The 19,539-nt window shown below is 66.2% G+C and carries 16 protein-coding genes and 1 other RNA gene; 13 read left to right on the top strand and 4 right to left on the bottom strand.

The features are described 5' to 3' along the window. The first annotated feature begins 539 nt into the window (after positions 1-539). Genes ASE31_RS27795 through ASE31_RS27775 form a run of 5 tightly spaced genes read left to right on the top strand, consistent with a single transcriptional unit; the run spans position 540 to position 5,792 of the window. Complete coding sequence (locus ASE31_RS27795; RefSeq protein WP_057205928.1) at positions 540-1,316, top strand: DUF3348 family protein; 777 nt, start codon at positions 540-542, stop codon at positions 1,314-1,316. Then, positions 1,313-3,997, top strand: a complete 2,685-nt coding sequence (locus ASE31_RS27790) for a DUF802 domain-containing protein (protein WP_057205927.1) — start codon at positions 1,313-1,315, stop codon at positions 3,995-3,997. The genes ASE31_RS27795 and ASE31_RS27790 overlap by 4 nt, the downstream gene beginning before the upstream one ends. Beyond that, positions 3,994-4,644, top strand: coding sequence for an OmpA family protein (locus ASE31_RS27785; RefSeq protein ID WP_057205925.1), 651 nt, complete (start codon positions 3,994-3,996; stop codon positions 4,642-4,644). Before ASE31_RS27790 ends, ASE31_RS27785 begins: the two co-directional genes overlap by 4 nt. Beyond that, entirely contained in the window at positions 4,641-5,237 is a 597-nt protein-coding gene (locus ASE31_RS27780; protein WP_057205923.1) for a DUF2894 domain-containing protein, read from the top strand. Before ASE31_RS27785 ends, ASE31_RS27780 begins: the two co-directional genes overlap by 4 nt. A gap of 48 nt (positions 5,238-5,285) precedes the next feature. Then, positions 5,286-5,792 carry a DUF2127 domain-containing protein gene (locus ASE31_RS27775; protein ID WP_235514789.1) on the top strand — a complete coding sequence of 169 codons (507 nt, stop codon included), beginning with the start codon at positions 5,286-5,288 and terminating at the stop codon, positions 5,790-5,792. 96 nt (positions 5,793-5,888) lie between these two features. Here ASE31_RS27775 and ssrA read toward each other — a convergent pair. The 4 genes from ssrA to ompA form a co-directional block, all read right to left on the bottom strand. Continuing rightward, positions 5,889-6,275: a transfer-messenger RNA gene (gene ssrA, locus ASE31_RS31310) on the bottom strand. A gap of 12 nt (positions 6,276-6,287) precedes the next feature. Then, positions 6,288-6,953, bottom strand: a complete 666-nt coding sequence (gph, locus tag ASE31_RS27770) for a phosphoglycolate phosphatase (RefSeq protein ID WP_057206227.1) — start codon at positions 6,951-6,953, stop codon at positions 6,288-6,290. A 46-nt stretch (positions 6,954-6,999) separates the two neighbouring features. Then, positions 7,000-7,725: a bifunctional 2-polyprenyl-6-hydroxyphenol methylase/3-demethylubiquinol 3-O-methyltransferase UbiG gene (ubiG, locus tag ASE31_RS27765; protein WP_057205919.1), complete on the bottom strand. Its 726-nt coding sequence runs from the start codon at positions 7,723-7,725 to the stop codon at positions 7,000-7,002. Positions 7,726-7,929: 204 nt separating this feature from the next. Continuing rightward, positions 7,930-8,574, bottom strand: a complete 645-nt coding sequence (gene ompA / locus ASE31_RS33040; protein WP_057205917.1) for an outer membrane protein OmpA — start codon at positions 8,572-8,574, stop codon at positions 7,930-7,932. Between the two features lie 222 nt (positions 8,575-8,796). Between ompA and gyrA the strand changes: the two genes are divergently transcribed. The 8 genes from gyrA to ASE31_RS27720 form a co-directional block, all read left to right on the top strand. Then, complete coding sequence (gyrA, locus tag ASE31_RS27755) at positions 8,797-11,469, top strand: DNA gyrase subunit A (RefSeq protein WP_057205915.1); 2,673 nt, start codon at positions 8,797-8,799, stop codon at positions 11,467-11,469. Positions 11,470-11,614: 145 nt separating this feature from the next. After that, positions 11,615-12,724, top strand: a complete 1,110-nt coding sequence (gene serC / locus ASE31_RS27750; RefSeq protein ID WP_057205913.1) for a 3-phosphoserine/phosphohydroxythreonine transaminase — start codon at positions 11,615-11,617, stop codon at positions 12,722-12,724. 52 nt (positions 12,725-12,776) lie between these two features. Beyond that, a complete protein-coding gene (gene pheA / locus ASE31_RS27745) occupies positions 12,777-13,874 on the top strand; it encodes a prephenate dehydratase (protein WP_057205911.1) in 1,098 nt (365 codons plus the stop codon). Positions 13,875-13,973: 99 nt separating this feature from the next. Next, the gene (locus ASE31_RS27740) at positions 13,974-14,858 is read left to right on the top strand and encodes a prephenate dehydrogenase (protein ID WP_057205909.1); all 885 of its coding nucleotides are present in this window, start codon (positions 13,974-13,976) and stop codon (positions 14,856-14,858) included. Further along, positions 14,858-16,909, top strand: a complete 2,052-nt coding sequence (locus tag ASE31_RS27735) for a bifunctional 3-phosphoshikimate 1-carboxyvinyltransferase/cytidylate kinase (RefSeq protein ID WP_057205907.1) — start codon at positions 14,858-14,860, stop codon at positions 16,907-16,909. Before ASE31_RS27740 ends, ASE31_RS27735 begins: the two co-directional genes overlap by 1 nt. A gap of 195 nt (positions 16,910-17,104) precedes the next feature. After that, positions 17,105-18,790 (top strand): 30S ribosomal protein S1, encoded by a 1,686-nt coding sequence (gene rpsA / locus ASE31_RS27730; protein ID WP_057205905.1) that lies wholly within the window; start codon positions 17,105-17,107, stop codon positions 18,788-18,790. A gap of 73 nt (positions 18,791-18,863) precedes the next feature. Further along, positions 18,864-19,214 (top strand): integration host factor subunit beta, encoded by a 351-nt coding sequence (locus ASE31_RS27725; protein WP_057206225.1) that lies wholly within the window; start codon positions 18,864-18,866, stop codon positions 19,212-19,214. Positions 19,215-19,326: 112 nt separating this feature from the next. Then, positions 19,327-19,539, top strand: a 213-nt coding sequence (locus tag ASE31_RS27720) for a lipopolysaccharide assembly LapA domain-containing protein (protein WP_235514788.1), incomplete at its 3' end; no start/stop codon positions are given.

The raw sequence follows: 19,539 nt of genomic DNA, 5'->3' as shown, positions 1-19,539 counted from the left end.
AGCGCGAAGACCCTGCCCCCTACCCTGCAGGAGAAAAGGCCGCAGGCGTATCCTGCCGCCCCTGGCGCCATGTCTTCACATCGGGAAACTCGCGCGTACAGCCCGTGCAGAGCAGGCGCTCGGTGGCGCGCAGAACCCCAAGGGTGTCACGTGCCACGACGCGGCGGTAGCTGGTCGCACCGCAAAAGCCGCAGGAATTCGCAGGAGAGTATTTGGGGGATTGCATTACTGATTGCTTATACAGCAGTGGCCCACCGCATCCCCGCGCCGGAATATTACCCCTCCTGAGCACATTCATGGTTTCGCAAATTTTGACGACAAATGGCAGAAAAAGAAATCGCCTTGCCAGCGATTTGTCAAAAATGCACCGCCAGCGCCTGTTTTCCGGCCAGCAGGGCATGTAACACCTGCAACGCCCGGGCACCGCTTTTCGGGATCCTGGCCCATATGAACGATAATACGCGGTTTTGCCCACCGGGGACTGCCCCCGATGCCAGCGCTCCCAAGGAGGCTTGGCGCAGTGGATTGGCTTTTTCCGGATGTCCCTACCCCACCGACTCGATAGTTCGCGCCTCGTCGTCCTGCTTGCGCAATGGACGCAGGCGCAGCGCGCGCCGTTGGACAGCGATGTGGCCGGGCAACTCGGCCAATGGCTGAGCGTGGTGGATGCGGTCGAGCTCAACGGCTCGCTGCGCTCCATCGAGACCCACGCCGCGCAGGCACCAGTGCCGCAGGACCTGGCCCTGGATGTCCTGGCACTGGAGGAGCTCTTCCAGAAAGCCAAGGCGGACCTCACGCGCCTGGTCACGGCACCCGCCAAACCGGCCAGGCCCGTGCGCGAGCGGGCAGACAACACGCCCGTCGAGCAGCCCGACCCGCAGGCCCAGGCCGATTTCGCGGCCCACGGACCACGCTACCAGGAGCTGCAAAAGCAGATGGACATGCGCCTGGTGGCACTGCGCACCCAGGTGCGGGCCGGCCTGCTCAAGGGCTCGGCCACGCTCAGGCAGCTGGCGGCGCTGGACGGGGTGATGGAGCAGATGCTGGGCGCACGCGAGCAGCGGCTGTGGGCGTCGCTGCCCGGGCACCTGGAGCGGCGCTTCGTGCAACTGCGCAAGGCCCACCAGGCGCGGCTACAGGATTCAGGCCAGGCCGATGACCCGCTGCGCTGGCGCCGGGCGGGCGGCTGGCTGGCCAGCTTCGAGCAGGACCTGCAGGCCCTGCTGCTGGCAGAGATGCAGGTGCGCCTGCAACCGATCACGGGGCTGCTGGAAGCAGCCCGCAACGAGAACAAAAGAACGGGTATTCAGGAATGAACAAGAGTGTGATGGCCGGCGTGTTTGCAGCCGGCCTGGCGGTGGTGGGCTGGGTGGCCTGGGGCTTCGTGGGAACCAGCCCGCTGGCGCTGGCGATGACGGCGGTGATCGCCGGGGTGTACCTGCTGGGCGCCTATGAGTTGGTGCAGTTCCGCTCGGCAAGCACCTCGCTGGCTGCGGCGCTGGCCGACGACCCGGCACCGCCGCAGACGGACCTGGGTGCCTGGCTGGAACGCCTGCACCCCGCCTTGCGCACGCCCGTGCGCCAGCGCATCGAAGGCGAGCGCGTGGCCCCGCCCGGCCCGGCCCTCACCCCCTACCTGGTGGGCCTCTTGGTCATGCTGGGCATGCTGGGCACCTTTCTGGGCATGGTGGTCACCTTCAATGGCGCCGTGTTCGCGCTGGAGGCATCGTCCAACCTCGAAGCCATCCGCGCGGCGCTGGCCGCGCCCATCAAGGGCCTGGGGCTGGCGTTCGGCACCTCGGTGGCCGGCGTCGCCACCTCGGCCATGCTGGGCCTGATGTCCGCCATCGCCCGCCGCGAGCGCCTGCAGGTGCTGCGCCTGCTCGACACCCGCATCGCCACCGTGCTGCGGCCTTTCTCGGCGGCCCACCGGCGCGAAGCGTTGTTTGCCGCCCTGCAGGCCCAGGCCCAGGCCATGCCACTGATTGCCGAGCGGCTGCAGGGCCTGATGGAGGGCCTGGAACGCCGCCACGGGCAACTCAACGAGCAACTGGTCACCCAGCAGCAGGGCTTTCACCGCGAGGCAGCCAGTGCATACACCACGCTGGCCGGCACCGTGGGCGCGTCGCTGCAAGAGAGCCTGACCACCAGCGCCCGCCAGGCGGGCGAGACCATCCGTCCCGTGGTCGAACAGGCCATGGCCGCCCTGGCGCAAGAGGCTGAGCGCTCGCACCAGCGCCTGCGCGAGGCCACCGATGCGCAGATGCAGGCCCTGTCCGCCCAATGGGAGGGCACAGCCCGCCAGGTGGCCGCCACCTGGACCGATGCACTGCACAGCCACAAAGATACCCAGGGCCATCTGGTCGCGCAGCTCGATGGCGCGCTGCAATCCGTGACGCAGGGCTTCGAGCAGCGCACGGGTGCGCTGCTGGGTTCGCTCAAGGAAACCGTGGACCAATCCCACGCCGCCCAGGCCGCCGCCGACCAGTTGCGGCTGGAGGGGTGGGACCGCTCCATGGAGAGCACGGCCAGCGCGCTCACCGCCGAATGGCAGCGCGCAGGCGCCCAGGCTGCGGCACAGCAACGCGAAGTGGGCCAGGCAATGGCCAGCGCCGCCACGCAACTCGACCAGGCCCTGCAGAGCGCCAGCCAGGCCTTTGACCAACGGGCCGGCACCCTGCTCGTTTCGCTGCAGGACACCGTGGCGCAATCGCACACCGCCCAAGCACAGGCCGACCAGCAGCGCCTGGAGGGCTGGAACCGCTCCATGGAAGGCATGGCCGGCACCCTCGCTGCCGAATGGCAACGCGCCGGCGCCCAGACAGTGGAGCAGCAGCGCGCCGCAGGCCAGGCCCTGGTGGGTGCTACCGATCAGCTCGACCGGGCACTGCAGGCGGCCACACAGTCCTTCGAGCAACGCGCCAACGCCCTGCTGGCATCGCTGCAGGACACTGTGGCCCAGTCGCACACGGCCCAGGTGCAGGCGGATCAGCAGCGCCTGGAGACCTGGAGCCGCTCCATGGAAGGCATGGCGGGTGCCGTCACGGCACAGTTGGAACGCGTGGGCATCCAGGCTGCAGAACAGCAACAGGGGCTGTACAGCACCCTGGAGGAAACGGCCGCCGAGCTGACCGAGCGCATGTCCGGTCAGGTGCAGCAGACGCTGGGCAGCACCGCCCGGCTGATGGAGCAGTCCGACGCGCTGCTGCGCACGCGCGTGGACGCCGAGGCCCGCTGGGAGCAGGCCCAGGGCGAGCGCATGGACGCACTCACCGGCGTGTGGCGCACCGAGCTGGCGGCCCTGCGCGACGACGAGGCCGCGCGCGGCCAGGCTGCGGTGGACCGCCTGGACACCCTGCAGGCCGCCGTGGCCGGGCACCTGGCCACGCTGGGCTCGGCCCTCGAAGCGCCGCTCACGCGGCTGCTGCAGACGGCGTCCGACGTGCCGCAAGCTGCAGCCGAGGTGATCACCCAGCTGCGCCAGGAGATGACGCGCCTGGGCGAGCGCGACAACATCGCATTGGAAGAGCGCAAGGCCATGATGGAGCAGCTCTCAGCCCTGCTGCATTCCGTGAACGAGGCCGCAGGGCAGCAGCGTGCGGCCATCGAATCGATGGTGGGCTCGGCCACGCAGGTGCTGGAACAGGCCGGCCAGCAGTTCAGCGAAGCGCTGGGCACGCAGGCCGGCAAGGTCGACGAGGTGGCCGTGCACGTGGCCGCCAGCGCGGTGGAGCTGGCCAGCCTGGGCGAGTCGTTCAGCCATGGCGTGGGCCTGTTCACCGCCAGCAACGACAAGCTGGTGCAGGGACTGCAGGGCATCGAAAGCGCCATCGGCCAGTCCCTGGGCCGCAGCGATGAGCAACTGGCCTACTACGTGGCCCAGGCGCGCGAGGTGATCGACCTGAGCATCTCCTCGCAGCAAGGCATCGTCGAAGACCTGCGCCGCCTGCATGGCCAGGCGGCCGCAGCTGCATCGGCGCAGGGAGTGGCCGCGTGACCGGCTATGACGACACCCTGGACGACGCCACCGAACAGACCGCCCCGGTCTGGGCCGTCTTCGGCGACCTGATGGCCGGCCTGCTGGGCGCCTTCGTGCTGATCCTGGTGGGCGTGCTGGTGGTGCAGATCGATCTGGTGGCCAGCCTCAAGCAGGAAGTGGAAAAGCGCCAGATGGAAGAGCAGCGCCGCATGGCCCTGGAGAAGGCCCTGGCCATCCCCCTGGCCAGCGGCCGCGTGACCGTGAGCAACGGCCGCATCGGCATCAGCGGCAGCGTGCTGTTCGGGGCGGGTTCGGCCGAGTTGCGGCCCGAAGGCCGCCAGTTGCTGACAAGCCTGGTGCAACCCCTGCTGGTGTACCTGCGCGAGCGTGACGAAATGCTGATGGTGAGCGGCTTCACCGACAACACCCTGCTGCGCAGCGGCGGCAACCAGCGCTTTGCCGACAACCTGGAGCTTTCGGCCCAGCGCGCATTGACCGTGACGCGCGCCCTGGCCGAAGAGGGCATGCCTTCGTCCCAGGTGTTCGCCGCCGCCTTCGGCGCCGAGCAGCCCGTGGCCGACAACGCCGACGAAAAGGGCCGCGCGCAGAACCGGCGTGTAGAGATGGCACCCGTGCCCCGGGCCACCAAACCCAAGCCGCCATGAGCGAGCAGCCTACGCTGGAGTCATTGAAGGCGGATGGCAGCGAAGGCCATGACCCCGCGCGATTCCACTACCTGGAGGCTTTGGCGCGGCGCATGCAGGCGCAGCCGCCCGCCGTACAGGCATTGCTGCAGCAGCGGCTGCAGGCCGCCGTGGCCGACTACGCCGCGCGGGCCGGCACTGCGCCCGCCACACCACCAGCACCACACGTGGCCACCTGCACAACAGACTCGCCCCTGGCCCTGCTCAACCGCGACCTGGCTGCACGCGCGCAGGCCGAGGCCGACCACGTGCGCACCAGCGAAAGCACCAGCACATCGGAGATGAAGAGCGTGCGCCAGTTCAGCGAGGTCTGGTCCAAGATCTCCGCCGAGCAGCAGGTCACGCAGGCGCTGCACAAGGCGCCCGAGAACGCCGGCCCCCTCAACTCGCACAAGCTCATGCTGCGCTCGCTGGGCCTGATGCGCACCCTTTCGCCGGACTACCTGCGCCGGTTCATGGCACAGATGGATGCGCTGCTCTGGCTGGAGCAGACGAATGCCGATCTGGCGCGCCCGGCGCCCAGGGCCCCACGCACCAGCAAGCCCAGGCGATAGATACAGAGAGAGAGCGCGCGCGCATCGCCCGCAGCTACGATGGCAGGCATGCACCGACGACCCACCCCATCGAATCAGCCGCCTGCACGCCGCGATGGCGCCCCGCCCCATCGCCAGGCACTGCGCGCCATCGCCGCATTCGAGGCGCTCAAGGGCTTTGCAGCGCTGGCGGCCAGCCTGGGATTCGTGGGCCTGCTGCACCACGACCTGCACCACGTCGTGGCATCGCTCATCGGCCATATTGGCCTCAAGCCCGGTGACCGCTACCCCGCCATGGTCCTCACCGACATCGACCAGTTGCTCAGCGCCGACCTCCGCCCCTTGTTGCTGGCCGCGACGGCCTATGTGCTGGTGCGCTTTACCGAAGCCTATGGCCTGTGGAAGGACCGGTGGTGGGGCGAGTGGCTGGGCGCTCTCTCGGGCGCGCTGTACATCCCGTTCGAGCTGTGGCACTTCGCGCACCACCCGAGCGTGGCATCGGCCGCCGTGGCGCTGGCCAACATGGCGGTCGTGGGATTCCTGGGGCAACAGCTGTGGCGGCGCCGGCAGGGGTGATCGTGCACCAATCCGCGCCAAATGGCACGAACTTGCAGGCAATGGCCAAGAAAAAAGGCGCTCATCCGATCAGGATGAGCGCCTTTGGTCGATAGGTGGTGGAGCTGGCGGGAATTGAACCCGCGTCCGCAAGCCTTCACCGGGCAGATCTACATGTTTAGCGGTCTGATTTGAGTCTCGCCACCTGTGTCGCGCAGTCGCACGCTACACAGGCCGCCAGTACCCTTAAGTCTCGCCCCAATCCAAGGTACCCGGATCGGAGCCAGCCCATGTAATTATCCTTGCAGCCGGGAGGCTCTGATTGCTCAGAACCCCCTTGCCCAGCCCATCGGCCAACTGTTGCAAGGCTCACTGGCAATTAAGCAGCGAGTGCGAAACGTTCGTCGTTTGCAGTTAGTTTGTTAAATCGAGATTTACGAGCGTGAATCAAGCTCGACATGCACCACACCGGCTCCGAACCCACGTCGAAACCAGGACAGCCCCAGACTTCCTATTTTAGGCCTGTCCCAGCAGTTGCAAGAGCTCGGAGGGAGATTTAATTGCAGCGTGTGCGCCCCAGGCATGCGGGGCCTGCGCGGAGCCCAGGTAGCCGTAGGTAGCTGCGACCGTGCCCATGCCGGCGGCCAGGCCCGCCACGATGTCGCGCTCGTCATCGCCTACGTAGATGCATTGGCTGGCATCGATTTTCAAGCGGGCGGCCGCCTCCAGCAGTGGGGCCGGGTGCGGCTTGGCGTGCGGTGTGGTGTCGCCGCTGACCACGGCACCCGCGCTGGAAAACAGCGGCATGGCGCGCGTGAGCGGGTCGGTGAAGCGCATGGCCTTGTTGGTCACCACACCCCAGGCCAGGCCCCGGGCCTGCAGCGCCTGGATCAATGCCGGCACGCCGTCAAACACCTCGGTGAGCACCGTCATGCGCGCTTCGTAGTTGGCAAAGAACTCCTCGCGCAGGGCGGCAAACCCCGCATCCTCGGGCTTGAGCCCGAAGGCCTCGCCCAGCATGCCGCGCGCACCGGCACCGGCCATGGAGCGGTAGCGCGCCAAAGGCAAGGATTCCTGACCCCGGTCGGTGCGCATCTTGTCGGCGGCAGCAGCCAGGTCGGGGGCGCTGTCGATCAGGGTACCGTCCAGATCGAACAGCACGGCTCGGATGTTGTGGAAGATGGGTGTCACAGGGGGAGTCGTCACAGGCAAGGGTTGTCAGGTCGAATCAAGCGGGGCGCTGTGTAGCGAACATGTAGTTCACACTGGTGTCTGCACTGAGCCAGTAACGCTTGGTGATCGGGTTGTACTCCAGCCCGCGGGTCTGCTGCACGTCCAGGCCCGCAGCACGGCAATGCGAGGCCAGTTCGCTCGGGCGGATCATCTTGGCGTACTCGTGCGTGCCGCGCGGCAGCATGTTGAGCACGTACTCGGCCCCGACGATGGCCAGCATGAAGGCCTTGGCATTGCGGTGGATGGTGGAGAAGAACACCCAGCCGCCGGGCTTGACGAGTTCGGAACAGGCCTTGACGACGGATGCCGGGTCGGGTACATGCTCCAGCATCTCCATGCAGGTCACCACGTCGAAGCTGGCGGGCTGCTCCGCAGCGAGCGCCTCCACGCTGATTTCGCGGTACTGCACCCCTTTGGTGCCGGCTTCGAGTGCATGCAATTGGGCCACGCGCAGGGCCTTGTTGGCCAGGTCGATGCCCGTCACGTCGGCCCCCTTGCGTGCCATGGAGTCGGCCAGGATGCCGCCGCCGCAGCCCACATCGAGCACGCGCTTGCCGCCCAGCCCGCACAGGGCGTGGATCCAGTCCAGGCGCAAGGGGTTGATCTGGTGCAGCGGGCGGAATTCGCTCTCCGGGTCCCACCAGCGGTGGGCCAGTGCGGAAAACTTGGCCAACTCGGCCGGGTCGGCGTTGAGGGGAATGGTGGTCTTTTCTTCGCTCATGGTGTGCATTGTCAACGATGATGGCCGCCGCCATGACTTCGCGCCTAAAGCCGGGCCCCAGAGAGTTTTCGAACCGCGTCTATATATATGTGCAACGTGCCATGGATTCACCTCAGGGCACTTTGTACTAGTACAAAATTCGAAAAGGTCCAGACGAAAAAAAGCCCCGTTGCCGGGGCTTCTTTGTGCAGAGCAATCGAAAGATTACTGAGCGCGGGTGCCAACCACTTCGATTTCCACGCGGCGGTTCTTGGCGCGGCCTTCAGCGGTCTTGTTGTCAGCCACTGGTTGCTTTTCGCCCTTGCCTTCGGTGTACACGCGGTTCTTTTCGATGCCCTTGGACACCAGGTAAGCCTTGACGGCTTCGGAACGGCGGACCGACAGCTTCTGGTTGTAAGCATCGGAGCCCACGGAGTCGGTGTGACCCACGGCGATGATGACTTCCAGGTTGATGCCCTTGACCTTGGAGACCAGGTCGTCCAGCTTGGCCTTGCCTTCTGCCTTCAGCACCGACTTGTCGAAGTCGAAGAATGCGTCGGCAGCGTAGGTCACCTTGCTTGCCATGACTGCGGGAGCAGCAGGCGTAGGTGCAGCGGCGGCAGGTGCTGGAGCAGCGCCAGGTGCTGGAGCAGCGGCAGGTGCGGGAGCTGGAGCCACGATGGCGCCATCGCAGCCTGGAGCAGCGGTGGCTGGCGTCCAGTTGGCATTGCGCCAGCAGTATTCGTTGGTGCCGTTCTTCCAGACCAGTTGGCCAGAAGCATCTCTCCAGTTGTCAACGGTTTGGGCGCCAGCGGCGGTTGCGAGCGCTGCAGAGGCAAACAACATCGCCACTTTGTTCAGTTTCTTCATGGTTCTCCTCTTGGGGAAAAAGCCGCAGCCTCGCTGCGAATCAGGACGCTTGAGGTGACCATCACCCAAAGCGTTCAAACGATTGTGCCATACGTAACTAGGCAAAAGCGCCCGCACCGCATTGGGGCCCGTAGGACAAAACCGTAATTGCGACGATATGTTGCGGGAGCGCGACACGCTTTCCCCTCTAAAATGATTCTCCTTCGCCGCCACCGCCGTCCTATGACCCAGTTTGCCAAAGAAACCCTGCCCATCAGCCTCGAAGAGGAGATGCGGCGCAGTTACCTCGACTACGCGATGAGCGTGATCGTGGGCCGGGCGCTGCCCGATGCGCGCGATGGACTGAAGCCCGTACACCGGCGCGTGCTGTATGCCATGCACGAGATGGGCAACAACTACAACAGCAAGTACCGCAAGAGTGCCCAGGCGGTCGGCGAGACGATGGGTAAGTACCACCCGCACGGTGACTCGGCCATCTACGACACCATCGTGCGCATGGCCCAGCCGTTCAGCCTGCGCCACCCGCTGATCGATGGCCAGGGCAATTTCGGTTCGGTCGATGGCGACAACGCCGCAGCCATGCGGTACACCGAAATTCGCCTGGACAAGATTGCCCACGAAATGCTGGCCGACATCGACAAGGAGACTGTCGATTTTGGCCCGAACTACGACGGCAGCCTGACAGAGCCGATCGTGCTTCCCAGCAAGCTGCCCAACCTGCTGGTCAATGGTTCGTCGGGCATCGCGGTGGGCATGGCCACCAACATCCCGCCGCACAACCTGAACGAAGTGGTCGATGGCTGCCTGCACATGCTGCGCAACCCCGATGCCACGGTCGATGATCTGATGGAGATCATCCCGGCACCCGACTTCCCCACGGCCGGCATCATCTACGGCATCAACGGCGTGAAGGATGGCTACCGCACCGGCCGCGGCAAGGTGGTGATGCGCGCCAAGTGCCACTTCGAGGACATCGACCGTGGCCAGCGCCAGGCGATCATCGTCGACGAGCTGCCCTACCAGGTCAACAAGAAGACGCTGCAGGAGCGCATGGCCGAGCTGGTGCACGAGAAGAAGATCGAGGGCATCAGCCACATCCAGGACGAGTCCGACAAGTCGGGCATGCGCCTGGTGATCGAACTCAAGCGTGGCGAAGTGCCCGAGGTGGTGCTCAACAACCTGTACAAGCAGACGCAGCTGCAGGACACCTTTGGCATGAACATGGTGGCGCTGATCGACGGCCAGCCCCGCCTGTGCAACCTGCGCGACCTGATCAGCGTCTTTTTGCAGCACCGCCGCGAGGTGGTCACCCGCCGCACGGTGTTCGAGCTGCGCAAGGCGCGCGACCGCGGCCACGTGCTCGAAGGCCTGGCCGTGGCGCTGGCCAACATCGACGACTTCATCGCCATCATCCGCAACGCCCCCACCCCGCCGGTGGCCAAGGCCGAGCTGATGGCCCGCCCCTGGGACAGCAAGCTGGTGCGCGAGATGCTCACCCGCACGCGTGCCGACGGCGGCGTGATCAGTGCCGACGACTACCGCCCCGACTCGCTGGAGAAGGAATTCGGCATGGGCCAGGACGGCCTGTACCGCCTGTCGGAAACGCAGGCCCAGGAAATCCTGCAGATGCGCCTGCAGCGCCTCACCGGCCTGGAGCAGGACAAGATCGTTGCCGAATACAAGGAAGTCATGTCGGTCATCGAAGACCTGCTGGACATCCTGGCCAAGCCCGAGCGCGTCTCGACCATCATTGGCGAAGAGCTCACCTCGATCAAGACGGAGTTCGGCCAGAACAAGCTGGGCGCACGCCGCAGCATCGTCGAGTACAGCGCGCAGGATCTCTCCACCGAGGACCTGATCACCCCCACCGACATGGTGGTGACGCTCAGCCACACGGGCTACATCAAGAGCCAGCCGCTGTCCGAGTACCGCTCGCAAAAGCGCGGCGGGCGCGGCAAGCAGGCCACGGCGACGAAGGAAGACGACTGGATCGACCAGCTCTTCATCGCCAACACGCACGACTACATCCTGTGCTTCTCCAACCGCGGCCGGCTGTACTGGCTCAAGGTTTGGGAAGTGCCTGCGGGCTCGCGCGGCTCGCGCGGCCGCCCCATCGTGAACATGTTCCCGCTGCAAGAGGGCGAGAAGATCAACGTGGTGCTGGCGCTCACGGGTGACATGCGCACCTTCCCGGCCGACCGCTACGTGTTCATGTCGACCAGCATGGGCACCGTGAAGAAGACCGCGCTCGACGAATTCAGCAACCCGCGCAAGGGCGGCATCATTGCCGTCAACCTCGATGACGGCGACTACCTGATCGGCGCCGCACTCACCGATGGCCAGCACGACGTGATGCTGTTCAGCGACGGCGGCAAGGCCGTGCGCTTCGACGAGAACGACGTGCGACCCCTGGGCCGCCAGGCCCGCGGCGTGCGCGGCATGACGCTGGAAGACGGCCAGAGCGTGATCGCCATGCTGGTGGCCGAGGACGAAACGCAAAGCGTGCTCACCGCCACCGAAAACGGCTACGGCAAGCGCACCAGCATCGTCGAATACACACGCCATGGCCGGGGCACCAAGGGGATGATCGCCATCCAGCAGAGCGAGCGCAACGGCAAGGTCGTGGCCGCCACCCTGGTGCATGCCGACGACGAGATCATGCTGATCACCGACAAGGGCGTGCTGGTGCGCACCCGTGTCTCCGAGATCCGGGAACTGGGCCGGGCCACGCAGGGCGTGACGCTGATCGCCATGGACGAAGGCTCCCAGCTCAGCGGCCTGCAGCGCATCGTGGAGAACGACGCCAACGTGATCGATCCCGAGGGTTCGGATGAGAGCGGCGCAGGCACCGAAGGCGATGCGGCGCCAGGCGCCGACGGCACTCCCGAGTCCTGACGACGAACCGCTTGCAGGCTGCGGCACACCGGGGCGCCGGGTGCCGCAGGCCCTACCCATCGGGCAGCAGGCAACAGCAGTGCGGGCCACAGCGGGCAGCAAGCCGCCAGGCCCATCGAACGACAGTCTTATTTTTCGTTTTCAGATGAACCGCCCCTACAACTTCTCCGCCGGCCCCGCCGCCATCCCCGCCGAAGTGCTGCAGCAAGCCGCCTCCGAAATGCTGGACTGGCATGGCAGCGGCATGGGCGTGATGGAGATGAGCCACCGCGGCAAGGAGTTTCTGTCCATCTACCAGCAGGCCGAGGCCGACCTGCGCACGCTGCTGGCCGTGCCGGCGAACTTCAAGATCCTGTTCATGCAGGGCGGCGGCCTGGCCGAGAACGCCATCGTGCCGCTGAACCTCTCGCGCGCCGCCGCAGTGGACTTCGTGGTCACCGGCAGCTGGAGCCAGAAGTCGCAGAAAGAGGCGCGCAAGTACGCCTCCGAGGTCAACATCGCCGCCAGCAGCCAGGACAGCGACTTCACGACCCTGCCCGACCCGGCCACCTGGAACCTGAGCCGCGGCGCCAGCTACCTGCACATCTGCAGCAACGAGACCATCAACGGCATCGAGTTCCACGAGCTGCCCGACCTCAAGGCCCTGGGCTCGGATGCCCCTCTGGTCATCGACTTCTCGTCGCACGTGGCTTCGCGCGGCGTCGACTGGTCGCGCGTGGGCCTGGCCTTCGGCGGCGCGCAGAAGAACCTGGGCCCTGCCGGCCTGACCCTGGTGGTGGTACGCGAAGACCTGCTGGGACACGCCTTGCCCGCCTGCCCGAGCGCCTTCGACTACAAGACCGTGGCGGACAACGAGTCCATGTACAACACCCCGCCCACCTGGGGCATCTACGTGGCGGGCCTGACCTTCCAGTGGCTGCTGCGCCAGCGCGAAGGCGAGCTGACCGGCGTGGCCGCCATGGAGCAGCGCAACATCGCCAAGGCCGAGCTGCTCTACAACGCCATCGACGCCTCGCAGCTTTATGTGAACAAGGTGGCCGCCAACTGCCGCTCGCGCATGAACATCCCCTTCTTCCTGCGTGACGAGTCGCGCAACGATGCCTTCCTGGCCGGCGCGCGCGAGCGCGGCCTGCTGCAACTCAAGGGCCACAAGTCCGTGGGCGGCATGCGCGCCAGCGTCTACAACGCCATGCCATTGGCCGGTGTACAGGCGTTGGTGGACTACATGCGAGAATTTGAACAAAAGCGCGCCTGAGCCCCTACCCCTCCCTCTCATCCGGACGCCAGCCCGAAAAGTTGCCTCTTACATGACCCAACCGCAAGCCTCCCCTGATCTCGCCAGCCTGCGCGTGCAGATCGACTCCATCGACCAGCAATTGCTCACGCTGCTCAACCAGAGGGCCCTGGTGGCCGAACAGGTCGGCGAGGTCAAGAAGCGCGAGGGCACGCCGTTCTTTCGCCCCGACCGCGTGGCCCAGGTCATCGACAAGATCCAGACCGCCAACCCGGGCCCGCTCAAGGGCCCGCACGTGGCCGCCATCTGGCGCGAGATCATGTCGGCCTGCCTGGCGCTCGAATCGCCCCAGCGCGTGGCCGTGCTCGGCCCCGAGGGCACCTTCTGCGAGCAGGCGGCCATCGAGTTCTTCGGTGGTGCGGCCGACCTGATGTACTGCGCCAACTTCGACGAAGTGTTCCACGCCACGGCCGCAGGCAGCGCCCAGTACGGCGTGGTGGGCGTGGAGAACTCCACCGAAGGCGTGGTCACGCGCTCGCTCGACCTGTTCCTGCACACCCCCACCCATGTGGTGGGCGAGGTCAGCCTGCTGGTGCGCCACAACCTGCTGCGCACCAGCAATTCGCTGGACGGCATCGAGGCGGTGCTGGCCCACCCTCAGGCCCTGGCCCAGTGCCAGGCCTGGCTGTCCAAGCACCTGCCGCATGCCGAGCGCCGCCCGGTGTCGAGCAATGCCGAAGGCGCCCGGCTGGCCACGACCAACCCTGCCTGGGCCGCGCTGTCGAGCGAACGCGCTGCCACCCAGTTCGGCCTGCACATCGTCTCGCATGCCATCCAGGACGATGCCTACAACCGCACGCGATTTGCCATCATCTGCCTGCCGCACACGCTGCAGACGCCCCCTCCCTCGGGCAAGGACTGCACCAGCCTGGTGGTCTCGGTGCCCAACCGGCCCGGCGCCGTGCACGACCTGCTGGTGCCGCTCAAGACCCACGGCGTGTCCATGACGCGCTTCGAATCGCGCCCCGCGCGCACCGGCCAGTGGGAGTATTACTTCTATATCGACCTGGACGGCCACCCCGCCCAGCCCCACCTGGCGCGCGCGCTCGAAGAGCTGCGCAGCCTGTGCGCCTTCTACAAGGTGCTGGGCACCTACCCGGTCGCGCCATGACGCCAGCGCGCACCGCCCGATGCCTGGCCACCGCCCCCCTGGGGACGGCTGCGCTCTCGCGGGGAACAGCCCCGCACCGATACATGCCGGAATCGCACCATGTTTGAACAATTGGGACTCATCGGCTGCGGCCTCATGGGCGGCTCCTTCGCCCTGGCGATGAAAAAGGCCGGCCTAGTCAAGCGCGTGGTCGGCTACAGCAAGTCGCCCTCCACCACCGACCGTGCGCGCCAGATGGGCGTGATCGACGTGGAGGCCCCCTCGGCCCTGCTGGCCGTGGCCGGCGCCGACATCGTGCTGGTGGCCGTGCCCGTCTCTGCCACCGAAGCCACGCTCAAGGCCATCAAGCACCTGGTCACACCCAACATGCTGATCATGGACGTAGGCTCCACCAAGGCCGACGTGGTGCAGGCCGCGCGCCGCGCGCTGCGCGACCAGGTGGGCTCGTTCGTGCCCGCCCACCCCATCACGGGCCGCGAGGTCGCGGGCGTGGAGCATGCCGATGCCGAGTTGTACACCGGCCGCCAGGTCATCCTGACCCCTACCGAGAAAACGCTGACCACCCAGCTCAGCCAGGCCGAGACCGTGTGGACTGCGCTGGGCTGCCGCGTGAGCAGCATGTCGCCCGAATCGCACGACGCGGCCTTTGCCGCCGTGAGCCACCTGCCCCACCTGCTGGCCTTTGCCATGATGAACAGCATCACGGGCCAGAACGATGGTGACGACTTCCTGTCGCTGGCCGGCCCCGGTTTTCGCGATTTCACGCGCATTGCCGCCAGCGACCCCAAGGTCTGGCGCGACATCCTGCTGTCCAACCGCGAGGAATTGCTGGCCCAGTCGCGGCTGTTCCAGCAGACCCTGCAGAACATCGAGCAGGCCATGCAGAAGGGCGACGCACAGGCTCTGGAAGACATGATCACCCTGGCCAGCGAGACCCGCGCGCACTGGCGCATGGGCGCGCAGCGCACGAGCAAGGGGCGCTGATGTTCAGCACGCCCTATCTCGACCTGCCGGCCCTGGACGCGGCAGGCGGCGAAGTCCACCTGCCCGGCTCCAAGAGCATCTCCAACCGCGTGCTGCTGCTGGCCGCACTGAGCGCAGGCACCACCACCGTGCACGACCTGCTGGCCTCGGACGACACGCGCGTCATGCTCGATGCCCTGCGCCAGATCGGCTGCACGGTGGACGAGGACGGCAGCAACACCGTGCGCATCACCGGCCTGGGCGGCGCCACACCCCGCTCACCCGCCCAACTCTTCATGGGCAATGCCGGCACGGCCATGCGCCCGCTCACCGCTGCGCTGTCGCTGCTGGGCGGCGAGTTCGAGCTGTCGGGCGTACCGCGCATGCACGAGCGCCCCATCGGCGACCTGGTCGATGCGCTGCGCCAGCTCGGTTGCCAGATCGACTACCTGGGTAATGATGGCTACCCGCCGCTGCGCATTGCGCACGGCCAGGGTGTGCCAGCCCTGGCGCTGGCCGCGCCCATCCGCGTGCGCGGCGACGTGTCCAGCCAGTTCCTCACCGCCCTGCTGATGGCGCTGCCGCTGGCGGCGCGCACACAGGATATCGTGATCGACGTGGTGGGCGAACTGATCTCCAAGCCCTACATCGCCATCACGCTGCAACTGCTGACCCGCTTCGGCATCGAGGTCACGCACCAGGACTGGCAGCGCTTCACCATTGCCGCTGGCAGCCAATACCGTTCGCCCGGCGACATCCATGTGGAGGCCGACGCCTCCTCGGCCAGCTACTTCATCGCGCTGGGCGCCATTGCCGCGGGACACGAAGGCCTGCCCGAAGGCATCCGCATCCATGGCGTGGGACTCGACTCCATTCAGGGCGACATCCGCTTTGTGGAGGCCGCGCGCGCCATGGGCGCGCACGTCACCGGCGGCGCCAACTGGCTGCACATCCGCCGGGGTGAGCCCGGCGAGGGCTGGCCCCTGAAGGCCATCGACCTCGATTGCAACCACATTCCCGACGCGGCCATGACATTGGCGGTGATGGCACTGTACGCAGAGGGCACCACCACGCTGACCAACATCGCCAGCTGGCGCGTGAAGGAAACCGACCGCATCGCCGCCATGGCCACCGAGCTGCGCAAGCTCGGCGCCTCGGTGGAAGAAGGCGCCGATTTCATCCGCGTGACCCCGCCCGCGCAGTTGGCCGACTGGAAGGCCGCCAGCATCCACACCTACGACGACCACCGCGTGGCCATGTGCTTCTCGCTCGCGGCGTTCAATCCGGCCAGGTTGCCGGTGCGCATCGAAGACCCCAGGTGCGTGGCCAAGACCTTCCCGGACTATTTCGAGGCACTGTTTTCGGTGGCGCATGCCGCCACCGAGCGCACCCCGGTGATCTGCATCGACGGCCCCACTGCGTCGGGCAAGGGCACCGTGGCGGCGGCCGTGGCCCAGCGCCTGGGCTACCGCTTCCTAGACTCGGGTGCCATGTACCGCATCACGGCGCTGGCGGCCATCCGCCAGGGCCTGGCCATCGACGCGGCGCACGAAACCCGCATTGCCGACATGGCCAAGACCCTGCCCGTGCACTTCGAGGGCGGGCGCGTGCTGCTCGGCCAGGACGACGTCACCGACGATATCCGCACCGAAGAGGCGGGCATGAACGCCTCGCGCGTATCGTCCCTGCCCGCCGTGCGCGAGGCCCTGGTGGACCTGCAGCACAGCTTTCGGCGCCTGCCGGGCCTGGTGGCGGACGGCCGCGACATGGGCACGGTGATCTTCCCCGAAGCCCCGCTCAAGGTGTATTTGACGGCCAGCGCCGCGTGCCGCGCGGAGCGCCGGTATAAGCAGTTGATTTCAAAGGGATTTTCAGCTAACATAGCCGACCTTCGTGCAGACCTAGAGGCGCGCGATGCGCGGGACAGTTCCCGCAGCGTCGCCCCCTTGAAGCCCGCGCAGGACGCCCTGGTGCTGGACAACTCCGAATTGACGATTGATGAAGCCGTCGATCAGGTACTTGTCTGGTGGCAGGAGCGGCAGCCTTTCGCAGCCCCGGCCGCGCAGGGCTGACTGGCAGGGCCGCAAGGCGCTGCAAGCCAGGGCGCAAGCCCTGCACGGCCCCAATGGCACCGCTCGCTCACCAGCGCACGGGCCCTGTGGATCAACCACCACCTAACCGCGGCTTTGCCGCAAAAAACCACCGCAAGCAGCTATAAAAACGGAAGCAATGGTGCTCCCGGAATCCTGTTTGTGGCAAGGAAACACATGTCAGAATCTTTTGCCGCCCTTTTTGAAGAATCCCTGCAGCGTACCGAAATGCGCCCAGGCGAAGTGATCACCGCCGAAGTCGTGCGCGTGGAACACAACTTCGTCGTGGTCAACGCCGGCCTCAAGTCTGAAGCCTACGTGCCGCTGGAAGAATTCAAGAACGACAAGGGCGAAGTCGAAGTCCAAGTGGGTGACTTCGTGTCGGTGGCCATCGGCTCCATCGAAAACGGCTACGGCGACACCATCCTGTCGCGCGACACCGCCAAGCGCCTGGCTTCGTGGATGAGCCTGGAAAAGGCCCTGGAATCCGGCGAATTCGTCACCGGCACCACCAGCGGCAAGGTCAAGGGCGGCCTGACCGTTCTGGTCAACGGCATCCGCGCGTTCCTGCCCGGTTCGCTGATCGACACGCGTCCTATCAAGGACCTGACGCCTTACGAGAACAAGACCCTGGAATTCAAGGTCATCAAGCTCGACCGCAAGCGCAACAACGTGGTGCTGAGCCGCCGCGCCGTGGTGGAAGCCTCCATGGGCGAAGAGCGCGCCAAGCTGATGGAAACCCTGAAGGAAGGCTCCATCGTTCAAGGCGTGGTCAAGAACATCACCGAATACGGTGCGTTCGTGGACCTGGGCGGCATCGACGGCCTGCTGCACATCACCGACATGGCATGGCGCCGCGTGCGTCACCCATCGGAAGTGGTGACGGCGGGTCAGGAAATCACCGCCAAGATCCTCAAGTTCGACACCGAAAAGAACCGTGTCTCGCTGGGTCTGAAGCAAATGGGCGACGACCCATGGATGGGCGTGAACCGCCGCTACCCCCAGAGCACGCGCCTGTTCGGCAAGATCACGAACATTGCTGACTACGGCGCGTTCGTCGAACTCGAGCCGGGCATCGAAGGCCTGGTGCACGTCTCCGAAATGGACTGGACCAACAAGAACATCGCTCCCGCCAAGCTGGTTTCGCTGGGCGACGAAGTCGAAGTCATGGTTCTGGAAATCGACGAAGACAAGCGCCGCATCAGCCTGGGCATGAAGCAGTGCAAGGCCAACCCATGGCAAGAATTCGCACAGGACACGAAGCGCGGTGACCGCGTCAAGGGTCCTATCAAGTCGATCACCGACTTCGGCGTGTTCGTGGGTCTGGCTGCCGGCATCGACGGCCTGGTTCACCTGTCCGACCTCTCGTGGAACGAACCCGGCGAAGCCGCCGTTCGCAACTACAAGAAGGGCCAGGAAGTGGAAGCCATCGTGCTGGCCGTGGACGTGGACCGCGAACGCATCTCGCTGGGCATCAAGCAGCTCGACGGCGACCCGTTCACCACGTTCGTGACCGTGAACGACAAGGGCCAGACGGTGACCGGCAAGGTCAAGACCGTGGACGCCCGTGGCGCTGAAATCGACCTCGGCGAAGACATCGTGGGCTACCTGCGCGCGTCGGAAATCTCCCGCGACCGCGTGGAAGATGCCCGCAACGTGCTCAAGGAAGGCGACGAAGTCACCGCTGTGGTGGTCAATGTGGATCGCAAGACCCGCAACATCCAGCTGTCGATCAAGCAAAAGGACATGGCCGACGAGCAAGGCGCCATGGCCAACCTGAGCCAGCAATCGAGCCGCGAAAGCGCCGGTACGACCAGCCTGGGCGCCCTGCTGCGCGCCAAGCTGGACAACTCCGACAAGTGATAATCTGACCCCTTGAAGGTCAGTCAGCGGGCGCCTAGTGCGCCCGCTGCTCATTCACCCCTACATTGACGCCATGACCCGCTCTGACCTTGTTGAAGAACTGGCCGCCCGCTTTGGCCAGCTCACCCACCGCGATGCCGAATACGCCGTCAAGACCATTCTTGACGCGGTGGGCGACGCGCTGGTGCGTGGCCATCGCATCGAGATCCGGGGTTTTGGCAGCTTCTCGGTGAACCACCGTCCACCGCGCATGGGCCGCAACCCACGCAGCGGCGAAGCCGTGGCGATCCCGGAAAAGCGCGTGCCCCATTTCAAGCCAGGCAAGGCCCTGCGCGAAGCCGTGGACAAGCGCACAGCGGAGATGGAAGACGACGGTGCGCCCGCCCCGGCAGCCGCGGCCAAGGCCACGGGCACCTCGGGTTGACACGCCGGGCGAACGGATCGCCCACAGGGACGCGCATTCCCCACACGGGTGCGCACCATCCCAGGGACGGCTTCACCGCCGCCTTAGAATCTCCCCACCACCGGGGAGCCCCATGAAATACCTCCTGTGGCTGCTCAAGGCAGCCATTTTTTTTACCCTCTTCGCTTTCGCGCTGAACAACCAGCAGGACGCCACCGTGCACTTCTTCTTCGGCACGCAGTGGCGCGCGCCGCTGGTGCTGGTCGTGCTCACGGCCTTCTCTGCCGGCCTCATCGTGGGCGTGCTGGGCATGGTGCCGCGCTGGTGGAAGCACCGCAGCGTAGCC

The sequence above is a fragment of the Acidovorax sp. Root217 genome (assembly GCF_001428645.1).
GTDB lineage: Bacteria > Pseudomonadota > Gammaproteobacteria > Burkholderiales > Burkholderiaceae_C > Acidovorax.
Note: the sequence above shows the minus strand (reverse complement) of the source record. Positions and strands in the feature narration are given on the sequence as shown.

What these genes read in the sequence shown, in the direction of transcription:
- ASE31_RS27795 (WP_057205928.1), top strand. Translation starts at nt 540, where the DNA reads ATGTCCCTACCCCACCGACTCGATAGTTCGCGCCTCGTCGTCCTGCTT.
- ASE31_RS27790 (WP_057205927.1), top strand. Translation starts at nt 1,313, where the DNA reads ATGAACAAGAGTGTGATGGCCGGCGTGTTTGCAGCCGGCCTGGCGGTG.
- ASE31_RS27780 (WP_057205923.1), top strand. Translation starts at nt 4,641, where the DNA reads ATGAGCGAGCAGCCTACGCTGGAGTCATTGAAGGCGGATGGCAGCGAA.
- ASE31_RS27775 (WP_235514789.1), top strand. Translation starts at nt 5,286, where the DNA reads ATGCACCGACGACCCACCCCATCGAATCAGCCGCCTGCACGCCGCGAT.
- ubiG (WP_057205919.1), bottom strand. Translation starts at nt 7,725, where the DNA reads ATGAGCGAAGAAAAGACCACCATTCCCCTCAACGCCGACCCGGCCGAG.
- ompA (WP_057205917.1), bottom strand. Translation starts at nt 8,574, where the DNA reads ATGAAGAAACTGAACAAAGTGGCGATGTTGTTTGCCTCTGCAGCGCTC.
- gyrA (WP_057205915.1), top strand. Translation starts at nt 8,797, where the DNA reads ATGACCCAGTTTGCCAAAGAAACCCTGCCCATCAGCCTCGAAGAGGAG.
- serC (WP_057205913.1), top strand. Translation starts at nt 11,615, where the DNA reads ATGAACCGCCCCTACAACTTCTCCGCCGGCCCCGCCGCCATCCCCGCC.
- pheA (WP_057205911.1), top strand. Translation starts at nt 12,777, where the DNA reads ATGACCCAACCGCAAGCCTCCCCTGATCTCGCCAGCCTGCGCGTGCAG.
- ASE31_RS27740 (WP_057205909.1), top strand. Translation starts at nt 13,974, where the DNA reads ATGTTTGAACAATTGGGACTCATCGGCTGCGGCCTCATGGGCGGCTCC.
- ASE31_RS27735 (WP_057205907.1), top strand. Translation starts at nt 14,858, where the DNA reads ATGTTCAGCACGCCCTATCTCGACCTGCCGGCCCTGGACGCGGCAGGC.
- rpsA (WP_057205905.1), top strand. Translation starts at nt 17,105, where the DNA reads ATGTCAGAATCTTTTGCCGCCCTTTTTGAAGAATCCCTGCAGCGTACC.
- ASE31_RS27725 (WP_057206225.1), top strand. Translation starts at nt 18,864, where the DNA reads ATGACCCGCTCTGACCTTGTTGAAGAACTGGCCGCCCGCTTTGGCCAG.